Origin of the sequence: Nitrosomonas sp. (genome assembly GCF_022842015.1) — a bacterium.
In the GTDB taxonomy this organism is placed as follows: domain Bacteria; phylum Pseudomonadota; class Gammaproteobacteria; order Burkholderiales; family Nitrosomonadaceae; genus Nitrosomonas.
Window position 1 is genome coordinate 30,683 of record NZ_JALHQJ010000020.1, and the last position, 10,559, is coordinate 41,241.

Genomic DNA, 10,559 nt, shown 5'->3' on the forward strand with positions numbered 1-10,559 from the left:
CCATTAACTTACAAGGCCACGCCCACAATAATGATCGTCCAGCGTCAGTCTGCCAAGAATATCTTTTTCAGATTGGGAGGGGCGCTTGATAAATTCGTCAAACAATTCGATCACGACATCCGAAGGAACCTCGAAATCACTGACTAACTTATCCCGTATTGCGATCGATTGAGTAATAAAATCCATTGTTCCCCGCCTGATTTCCGCACGTATCAACATGGATTGACGCTCTTCGTCAGCAAGCTGGCGGAACTCAGGAACAATATCACCTGAATCTGTCCGCCGGTAGCAAACAATTTGTGCGTCATCAGAACTTAAGAATTTCTCGAGCGAAAAGCTATTGCTGAATATCGGCGGTAGATAAATTTCTGGATCAATGTAATGAGCAAAACATCCTTGCGTGATCGCTCCATACTGTGAGGACACCTTCTGCGCACGCTCTACTGTCATTAAATAATACCCGTGGATTGTCGGATCCACTAATCGATTCAAGTAGCCTTGTATGGTTGCTGCATAACCAATGTCTACAACAGCGGATTTCTGGTTCATATTTAAGCCTAGATTATTCAGGTAAGCCAATAATCCAGGGCGCTCACCCTGCGCATTGTTTAGAATACGTTGTTCCAGAGCTTGCAATACAGGCACCAAGTGATCAATGTTTTCATTTTCAACCGAAACCAGCTTATTCCTTGACCAGAGTCCAAGTCGGGCAAAATTATCAAGTTCTTCGTGGGATAACGCCAATCCATACCGTACCTGTATAAATTCAGACAGATGATTCGGATAGTACTGCGTCCTCGCTATTTGAAGAATATCATCAAAGCTTGAAATCATCGGCACAGTGACAGCGCGGCGAGAAAGCACAAGGTAATCGGAAACGATTGCATGGGCATCATTGGATACCCACCGATCATAAACTGTTTTTAGTATTTGGCCTTCGCGAGCAAGAAAATACAAATGCTGAATTCCATCCGCCACAGCTTTTGCCGCTAACCACTGTACAAAAGACAGAATCAAAGGTCCGATAACAGTATACCCAATGGCCCAAGGCGTCGAAGGAACGAGATCAGCAGGATTAAAGTGCGGGAAAAACAGAGAATTAAAATTTCCTTGCGCAATGGTTCCAAGCGTAAGCTGCTTGTTGAGGTCATCGCAATATAATGCGCGTTCCATGATAGATTCTAATCGCGGCATTGCTCGAGCTAATTCTGTAGGCCGCATCACATGCAATGCTTTCATTTCCATATCACCAGGTATTTGAACATCAGAGTGCTCATTGTCGCCGATAACTATAACCTCGCTTGTAGAGACATTCTCCTGTATCAAGAGTTGACGATAAAACTCACCACTGTCTTTTCTCAGCCCATTATCGGAAGATAAATAAAACGCATGCCAACCATTAATATTATGACGCTGCAACATCCCTTCAACAAGTGATTTGGGAAGGCAAGTACCGTCGGCCAGAATAACTCGCTTACCCAAGGCAATAGCAAATTGCAGCAAATCAATGACTTCTGGTCGTGGGGTTACAATCTCCATTTCAATGGTTTCTTCAAGGTTGCGTAATCGTTTCACAGCATCGAATGAGAGTCCCGATAGAATTGAAAACTTGTCGAAAATAACATCCAATCCAATATCACGATCCGCTTTTTGACGCGCTTCAGTTTCTGCTATGGCACGTAATGCAAGATAAAGCTTGCCCTCATTACCTCCAGCACGATGAGCAACAATATTTTTAATGATTTCAGGATTTAGTAGCGGCCGACTCAATAATGTATCAAAGATATCAACAATAACTACGCGTATTGTCGCATCAGCCAACATTGCATGTACATTTTCCTGTTTGCGTAGCAGATACTGCTCAAAACCCCAACGCGACCAACTGTTGGAGCTATCGTCCCGAAGGATGGCCGTCTTAAATCCGGATTGCCCAGTTACCAAAACCAATAAACGTTCTATACAATGCGCAAGCGTTGCATCTTTTTGCCCGGCTTCTTCAGGAAAATCCTCAATGTTGATTTGTGCATCAAACAGGGGTTGCAGTGCTTTTGTACGGGCCCAGAACATTGATCCAGCCGGAAAATCAAAATAACCCTGCGGTATCTCTGTGATACCCAATTTATGGCACCAGAAGCGCCCATTGTCCCGATTGGAAAGCCATGTATATGCCATGTAAGGTAGCTTTGAGAAGTTCTGGGGATAAACAAAACCGATCGATTCCTCTCCAGTCAATAGCGTAAAAATTCTCTGTATTTGTGATTTGCTACCCAACAGGTTTGTTAGCAAATATTCTCGCCATCCATCGGTAGCCCCATTGTTGTACAGCGATTTTTTGCTATGAATATGAGCAATATAATCATAATGCTGCAATACTTCGCCAAAAGTACAGAACATGGGCGCAATGTCGCGCCCACGATTGGGTACAACAGTGATAGTCAGTTGCTCCAATTGAGGCAGATGGGAGAAAGCCCGCTCACATATTTGAATTGCCCCCTCATCGGTTGTTGAAACAAACAAATCATAGGAAAACGGCACCTGACTCAGATATTTTGCAAACTCTGCTGCCAGATCTGCATAGAAAATATGCGCATGGATTGCAATGCGCCCTGATGGCGGCGTGGTCAAAGGAGCAATAGCGGAAAGATCCATCATTCCTGTTAAAGAATCATCGAGATTCCTGGATAATAGACTGGCACGACCATCTTTACTTATCTGCCATACCTCATAATGCCTCATTCCAGTAAAGAGAGGACCTGCAAGCTGGTAGGCTGCATTTAATGCTGTGCTGCGCCAGCGAACAGGCAACCACGAATAAATGACTTTTAACAGCAGTAGCATTCGACGACGCAAACCATCCCATGCTTCGCGGTACTGTCCACGAAGAATCCGCACTATAAATCGCAAGGGAGCTGTGATTTTCCATGACGTTGAACGAAACAGATCATTGATGGCTTTATGCTGATCATTGATGGCTTTATGCTGATCGCTGATGGCTTTATGTAGTAATTGCTCACGTTGATTGCTTGCAAGCATATCCTGCTGTAGACGATGCTGCAGAGAGGCAACCAAATGTTCACTATCAGCTAAACGAGCGTGGAGACTGGATATCAAATCTTCTCTGTATTGAATCAAGCCTTCCAGTTGCTCGCCCGTTAAAAGCATTTTCCATTTATCGTAAACTTTACTTCTCGATGCTTTCACAAATTCTTCACTATGCTTAAATCCCATTCCGGAATGACCATGATTCCGATAAGTGGCCGTAATTTTATCGACATGCAATATTTCACTGTGTTGTGTAAGTTGAATCCAGAAATCCCAATCTTCAAAAACTTCCAGGTTTTCATCAAAGCTACAATGATCTTTCGTTATCAAAGATTGCTCAAACAACACCGCGTGAATCGGTATAAAATTCCTCCCCCAAAGCCGACGCTGATCGAACGGTTCATTAAATTCAGCGGTGGTTTCAAGCTGCCCATTCACATAGTATTCGACATATACACCGGTATAAGCACATCGGGCATCCGGATGGTTTTGTAAAACAGCGAACAAACTGGAAATATGTTCCGGATAAAATAAGTCATCATCATCAAGAAATATTAAGTAGCTACCTTGGGCTGCATTCAAACCGGCATTCGCCGCGCGGCTTCGGTTGAGCGGCTCATCTTCACCAACGACACGGACCGGGAAACGCCCGCACCATTCGCTAATTACTTGATGGCCTGCACCTTTGGCATTGACGATAATGACTTCAATATTTGAGTAAGTCTGCAAAGCGACAGAATCCAGTGCGTCCGACAATGTCGCACGACCCACACTGCGAATGATGACACTGACCAATGGAACGTCACTACTATCCAGAACCAATCCCAAAGTTCTTTGGCGAACATGCTCAGATTGATACAATTTAAGCGGGTCATTGGACAGTTCTTCAGCCGAGATCAGAATGAAAGCTTCCGCTGCAGTTACGCTGACAGGCAAAGTATAGGTACGATATCGATTGAGCGCAGCAATATGCAGATCGTAACGTTGGATTGCATTTTGCGAAGCGAAGCATTCCATTGCCATTGTTTTGCGTGCAGCCCAATCGCTGATATTAAGTAATTGATTTGGATGCAGCGGAATGCTCACTTCATATAGTGCGACGTACACCGCTTTGCCGATTCGCCTGATCGCCTCTACGACAGCCATACCCAGCACGCGATGATCCGGGTGCATCTCGAAAATTGATGGCGCATAAACCAAGTCAGCGCCAATTTCTTGAATCGTTGTTTGAATTTCTCGTATTAGCCTCTCGCCATAACAGACTTGTCGATCCTGGTATTGCCAGAAAATAGGCGTGCCATATCCTAGGATATGAGCAGCAGCGATGCTTTCATTCTGACGTTGCAGGATGTATTCAGCTGCTTTCTTCTCGCTTACACCATGCGCACCGTCAGATACCACGATGACGTGAACAGGGATGCCTTGCTCAACGTGACGCATAATGGCTCCGCCACAACCGAATATCTCATCATCGGGTTGAGGCGCAAATACCAATATACAATTACCAGGAATTTGTGTAACAGCCTGATGGGGGATAAGTGAATTTTCCAATATTTTTTCCGCTCAGTTAAGATAATTTTACTAATAGACTCCAATGCTGTCCCTTAACAAGAAAGCATTTTAGTTGTTTATTCGGATAACGTGGAGAAGGTTGTGCATGAAACTTTCAATTATTTAGTCCTGAAGAATATTCCTACAGAATTCTAAAGAATGTGATACTTTATCATCGCAAAATTAATTAGTACGACTCGATAATTTTAACCAGGAGAATTGATATGTTTCAACGATCTACGATAGCGAGAACAGATGGGGTGCTGCTGCGGCTTGCTACCGCAATTGTGGTAGTATTTTCATTGATTGCCTGTGCATCACCTCCCGCACCTCCAGCTCAAGAGCTGGCGGCCGCAGAAATGGCAATCACCAATGCCGATCGAGCACGTATTGCGGATCACGCATCGGCTGAGCTACGCGAGGCGCGGACAAAACTCACCGCAGCCCGGGATGCGGTTCGGCAAGAAAAAATGATCTTGGCCCAACAACTCGCTGAGCAATCACGGGCCAATGCCGAGTTAGCTTCAGCCAAAGCTGAAGCCGCCAAAGCTAAGGCAATCAACGATGAAATGCAAAAAAATATCGACATCATGAAGCAAGAAATGCAACGCAACAGAGGAGTTCGGCAATGAATACTTCAATCCATAAATTAACAAAGCTGATTGCTCTCACTCTAACCCCTATTATTTTTGTAGCTTGTTCGGCGGTTCCGGAAAAACCGGTAGGTGCGGATGCGGTTAGAGACAAATTAATACAACTGCAATCTGATTCGGAACTGTCCAGCCGTGCACAGCTTGCGATTCAGGAAGCCGAACTTGCTGTGCGCGCTGCCGAAAAACCACAGCTGCCCGAAGATATGGAACTTGGGAGACATCTGGTCTATATGGCTGACCGCAAGGTCGATACCGCCATGTACCGGGCACAAGCGCGCCTATCAGAAGATCAGCGCAAAATGTTGACTGAGCAGCGTGCCAGCGCGCGTCTAGACTCACGCACACGCGAGGTTGATGATCTGCAACGGCAGCTTGATGAACTGAATGCCAAGAAAACAGACCGCGGCCTGGTTATAACACTGGGCGATATACTGTTTGATACAGGGAAGGATACGCTTAAAGGTGGCGCAATTTCCCATCTTGTCCAGCTCGCAACTTTTCTTAACGAGCATCAGGACCGCACCGTGATTATAGAAGGTCACACCGACAATGTCGGCAGCGAGAATTACAACTTTGGCTTGTCACAAAGGCGGGCCAATTCTGTGATGACCTATTTAGTAAGACAGGGTATAGCTCCTGGACGCATCGTGGCATATGGCAAGGGTGAAAACTTTCCAATCAGCGATAACGATACCGCAGCTGGCCGTCAGCAGAATCGTCGCGTCGAAGTTATCATCTCAAACCCGACGCCTTAATGACATAAATAAAAATTATCGAAATACCGCGACCTCTGCATAAGATAACAAAATGCAGTGTCGCAGTATTTTGGTGATGACTGCACCAAAACAGTTAAATCACGCTTTGCCAAATAGGTCTGAATACCCAAAACAAGCAATCTTACCTACGTAGCAGTCGATGATAAAAGCTCAGTCGCCTGGAGTTAATTTTTCCTTGTTGCGCAGCTTGTATCACTGCACAACCGGGCTCAGTGATATGACGACAGTTACTGAATTTACATTGTCCAAAGTAAGGGTGGAATTCGATGAATCCCCAAGCCAAGTTTTCTTCTGCGATATGGTTCAGACCAAATTCCTGGAATCCGGGAGAATCGATGATAGCGCTATTAGCATCAAGGAAATAAAGTCGCGAATGAGTGGTCGTATGACAACCGGAATCAAGTGCCAATGAAATCTCTGCGGTGGCACGCCGGGCCTGCGGGATCAAGGTATTGAGCAAGGTAGATTTGCCCATGCCCGATTGACCGGCCAGGACACTAAGATGACCCGACAAATAGGGCTGTAACACTGAGACATCTTGCAAAGCGCTTAATGGCAGTACGCGATAGCCTAGGTCTCGGTAAAGCAATAGCGTTTCCATCGCAGCTTTGGCCGGTTCAACCAAGTCAGCTTTATTCAGCACAATCAATACCTCGATTTTCTCACTTTCCGCCGCGACCAAGCAGCGATTAATCAATTCCTCGCTAAAGCTGGGAATCGCCGCGACAACAATGATGATTTGCGTCACGTTGGCAGCAATAATTTTTTCCTTGAATGCATCACTGCGGTATAACAATGAAGTGCGCGGAATAACTGCTTCGATGACGCCTTGCCCTAGAGTAGTAGACTGGTATTCAACCTGATCACCACAAGCAGTGCCGCCTTTTTTGCCACGCATGACGCAGGAAATAATTTCTCTGCTTGCTGTTTCAATCGAATAGCGTCTGCCGAATGCAGCAATTACTTGTCCCGTTAAATACTTATTTTGCTGCTTAGCTTTACTAGGGCGAATGCTCAAATTAAGAACAACTTGTCGATTTTCGCCGCACAAATGAAATCATTCTCGGACAAACCGCCAATGGCATGCGTCGTGTACGTGACCACGCATTTATTGTAACTAACCAACATGTCAGGATGATGATCTTCACGGTGTGAGACCCATGCAACTGCATTCACGAACGCCATTGTTTGATAATAATTCTTGAATTCATAGGTCTTGTTGATTTGTTTGTCCTGCAATTGCCAATCATCAATCTGCTTCAAGTAATCGGCAACTGCAATGTCAGACAGCGGCGGCACGCCACCCTCGCATGGCTTGCATTGTTTGGATGTCAAATCACATACGGTATTATTCATGCTGGCTCCTGACTTTGTAAATGCGCCACCCGGATTGATGCTGGTGGATGTGAATCATAAAAAGTCGAATGCAGTGGATCTGGCGTAAGCGTCGCAGCATTATCCTGGTACAGCTTCACCAGCGCTTGAATTAAATCATCTGCAGACGAATTCTGTGCTGCATAGGCATCAGCCTCAAACTCATGTTTGCGTGAATAAATGCTAGAGATTGGATGCAGCAGAAAAGTGAATGCCGGCATCACCAGAAAAAACAGCAGCAATGCCATCGCAGTTGACGGTACGGAAGCAACCTCTACTCCCAATCCTTCGTAAAACCAGCCTTGTCCCATCAAATAACCCAGAATCCAGAAAAATGCCAAACTCATCGCAAATGAAATCACCATGCGCTTGATCACATGGCGATGCTTGAAATGCCCCAGCTCATGCGCCAGCACCGCTTCGATTTCCGCAGGATTCAGACGTGCCAGCAGGGTATCAAAAAACACGATACGCTTGGTTTTACCAAATCCGGTAAAGTAAGCATTGCCATGATTGCTGCGACGCGAACCATCCATCACAAACAGTCCGCTGGCTTTAAAGCCGCATTTATTCATCAGTTGCTCGATGCGCGTCTTGAGCGTAGCGTCTTCCAGCGGGGTAAACTTATTAAATAACGGCGCGATCCAAGTAGGGAAAATCGCCAGCACCAATAAATTGAACGCGATCCAGGCAAACCAAGCATACAACCACCAGCTTTCTCCCATTTTTTCCATCAGCCACAGCACGCAAAACAACAAAGGCGCGCCCAGCAATAAGCCGAGTGCAGATTGTTTGATCAAGTCGGCGAAAAACATCTTCGGAGTCATCTTATTGAAACCAAACTGTTCTTCAATTACAAAAGTACGGTAATAACTTAATGGAATTTCAGCGACACTCATAATAAAGAAAGTGCTGATGATTAACACCATACCATGCGCCAAAGGATCATTTAGCCAGCCTGCCCAGAATTCACTCAAAACATTTAAACCACCGCCCAGTGTAAATGCGAGCAGCAATCCTGCATGCAGGAGTATGCTTGGATATCCTGCGCGCGTTTTGGCACAGGTGTAGTCCGCCGCCTTTTGATGATCAGTCAAGCTGATCTGGCCAGCAAATTCTTCCGGCACCTTGTCCTGATGAATACGCACGTGACGGATATGCCTGGCTGATAACCAAACCTGGGTTAGTGTGGTAAGTAATAACACAATCAGAAAAATCAACGTAAATGTTTGCATAGTTTTTAAATCGAATACAAAAGTTTATAAAAGTGACTGACGGATAGCAATATGACACAATTAAACACATTGCATTCAAAATTAATATAGATAAACAATTATGGCACAAGACAATAATAACCTCATCTGGGTCGACATGGAAATGACCGGACTCAATCCAGACACCGATCGCATCATTGAAGTCGCTTTAGTGATAACCGATTCGCAATTGAATACGGTTGCCGAAGGTCCAGTCCTGGTAGTGCATCAACCCAATGAAATACTTGATGGCATGGATAAATGGAACCAATCGACTCATTCCAAATCGGGTTTGATCGACAAAATTAAAGCCTCCAAACTGACGGAAGCCGAAGTAGAAGCACAAATGATCGAATTTCTAAAATTACACGTGCCCTCAGGGATCTCTCCGATGTGCGGTAATTCCATCTGTCAGGATCGGCGCTTTATGGTTCGTTCGATGCCACAACTGGAAACCTATTTTCATTACCGCAATCTGGATGTCAGTACGTTAAAGGAGCTGGCAAAACGCTGGAAGCCGGAAATCGCAGCAGGCTTCTCCAAAGACGGCAAACACGAAGCGCTGGCGGATATTTATGATTCCATCAACGAACTCAAACACTACCGGCAACATTTCATCGTTGCCTGATTGCCTGAAAATAGTGACGAAATTCATGCTTGTCGATTTACTTAGCACTTGGCATTGAAATTAACTTACGAACTTTCAGGATCTGTTCGTTTCTAAAAAACGAGGATTGTTTATCCTTTCGCTAATTCATTATTTATGGAGAACAAGATGCATCTTAAAAGAAACTTGGTTTCAATCGCTATCGGAGCTGCTTTTATTGTTACACAATTTGTAACTCCGGTCATCGCTGCAGATACCGCTCAAGACAGCAACCATCAGCACCAAAGCGGACAACACTCAGAACATAATCATAGTGACACAAAATCTGGCGGTGATCACGGTCACCAGTGTGCAAGTAAAATGTCATCAGTGGATACAAATAAAGATGGCAAAATCAGTAAAGAAGAATTTATGAAGCACCATGAAGCCATGTTTGACAAAAAAGATAGCAACAAAGATGGCTTTCTGGATGATACAGAAAGGCGCAACATGAAGGAAAAGATGCATAAACACGATCACGGCAAGCAACAAAATAACGGCGATCATGCACATGGAGATGCGAAGAAATAATCTCGCAGCTTTTTGCTTTGACAGTGGTCTTTTATCTCCTTTAAGACCGCTGTCAAAACAAGCAGCCGCAAGTTCAATTCTAATGTCTTAAACTGCCCGGCACTCTGCTTGGAGTTTTCTGTTCCAGTGGTTGTGGATCTAAAACAGCGACCGTCAAACCATCATCAATGAAATATTTTTTTGTCACATCGCGTATCTGCTCAGCAGTGACGGCTTTTAATTTTTCCAGAATGGTATCTATGTCACGATACGATAATCCTGTGCTTTCCAGCCTACCAAGTTGCATGGCCTGAGAAAAAGTGGAATCTTGCTGATACACATGACCCGCAATTACCTGCGTTTTCACTCGGGTAAGCTCTTCTTCCGTAACACCCTCTTTAATAATCTTTTCGATCTCGGATCGCAGCGCCTGCTCTAATTCGACTACTGTTCTGCCAGCGCTTGGTACTGCACTAATAAAGAAAATGCTCGGACCACGCGCGATCGCGCCATAGCTCGCACTGGTGGAATTAGCGATTTGACTTTCCCGCACCAGTGACTTGTTCAGTCTGGCTGAAGCATGCCCGTCCAGAATCCCTTCCAATATTTCCAGTGCATAGGGCTCCCAGTCTTCTTTAACACTTCTAATCGCAGGCGCATGAAATCCCATGATGAGATAAGGCAGCTCTGCCGGAGCCTTGACGCTTATCCGTTTAGTGCCTAGTTGCGGTGGCTCGATTTGCGGTTTACGGGC

9 protein-coding genes are annotated in these 10,559 nt (G+C 45.1%); 4 read left to right on the plus strand and 5 right to left on the minus strand.

Annotated elements, in window-relative coordinates; genetic code table 11:
* Positions 1-3: 3 nt before the first annotated feature.
* Positions 4-4,593 (minus strand): rhamnan synthesis F family protein, encoded by a 4,590-nt coding sequence (locus tag Q0C11_RS05390; RefSeq protein WP_293006417.1) that lies wholly within the window; start codon positions 4,591-4,593, stop codon positions 4-6.
* Positions 4,594-4,817: 224 nt separating this feature from the next.
* Here Q0C11_RS05390 and Q0C11_RS05395 point away from each other — a divergent pair, with 224 nt between their 5' ends.
* Positions 4,818-5,225: a DUF4398 domain-containing protein gene (locus Q0C11_RS05395; protein ID WP_293006419.1), complete on the plus strand. Its 408-nt coding sequence runs from the start codon at positions 4,818-4,820 to the stop codon at positions 5,223-5,225.
* Entirely contained in the window at positions 5,222-6,001 is a 780-nt protein-coding gene (locus tag Q0C11_RS05400; protein ID WP_293006421.1) for an OmpA family protein, read from the plus strand. Before Q0C11_RS05395 ends, Q0C11_RS05400 begins: the two co-directional genes overlap by 4 nt.
* A 142-nt stretch (positions 6,002-6,143) precedes the next feature.
* Here the strand turns inward: Q0C11_RS05400 and rsgA are convergent, their stop codons facing one another.
* From rsgA to Q0C11_RS05415, 3 genes are read right to left on the minus strand one after another with little or no spacing between them, the layout of a single operon-like run.
* Entirely contained in the window at positions 6,144-7,040 is an 897-nt protein-coding gene (rsgA, locus tag Q0C11_RS05405; protein WP_293006436.1) for a ribosome small subunit-dependent GTPase A, read from the minus strand.
* Positions 7,037-7,378 (minus strand): 4a-hydroxytetrahydrobiopterin dehydratase, encoded by a 342-nt coding sequence (locus Q0C11_RS05410; protein ID WP_293006423.1) that lies wholly within the window; start codon positions 7,376-7,378, stop codon positions 7,037-7,039. Before Q0C11_RS05410 ends, rsgA begins: the two co-directional genes overlap by 4 nt.
* Positions 7,375-8,631: a M48 family metallopeptidase gene (locus Q0C11_RS05415; protein WP_293006425.1), complete on the minus strand. Its 1,257-nt coding sequence runs from the start codon at positions 8,629-8,631 to the stop codon at positions 7,375-7,377. Before Q0C11_RS05415 ends, Q0C11_RS05410 begins: the two co-directional genes overlap by 4 nt.
* A 100-nt stretch (positions 8,632-8,731) precedes the next feature.
* Between Q0C11_RS05415 and orn the strand changes: the two genes are divergently transcribed.
* Together orn and Q0C11_RS05425 are read left to right on the plus strand one after the other, a co-directional pair.
* On the plus strand, positions 8,732-9,277 hold the full coding sequence (orn, locus tag Q0C11_RS05420) for an oligoribonuclease (protein WP_293006427.1): 546 nt from the start codon (positions 8,732-8,734) through the stop codon (positions 9,275-9,277).
* Between the two features lie 147 nt (positions 9,278-9,424).
* A complete protein-coding gene (locus tag Q0C11_RS05425) occupies positions 9,425-9,826 on the plus strand; it encodes a calcium-binding protein (protein WP_293006429.1) in 402 nt (133 codons plus the stop codon).
* A gap of 79 nt (positions 9,827-9,905) precedes the next feature.
* On the opposite strand, the gene Q0C11_RS05430 is transcribed toward Q0C11_RS05425, so the two are convergent.
* Positions 9,906-10,559 (minus strand): insulinase family protein (locus Q0C11_RS05430; protein ID WP_293006430.1); only part of this gene is annotated, 654 nt, incomplete at its 5' end.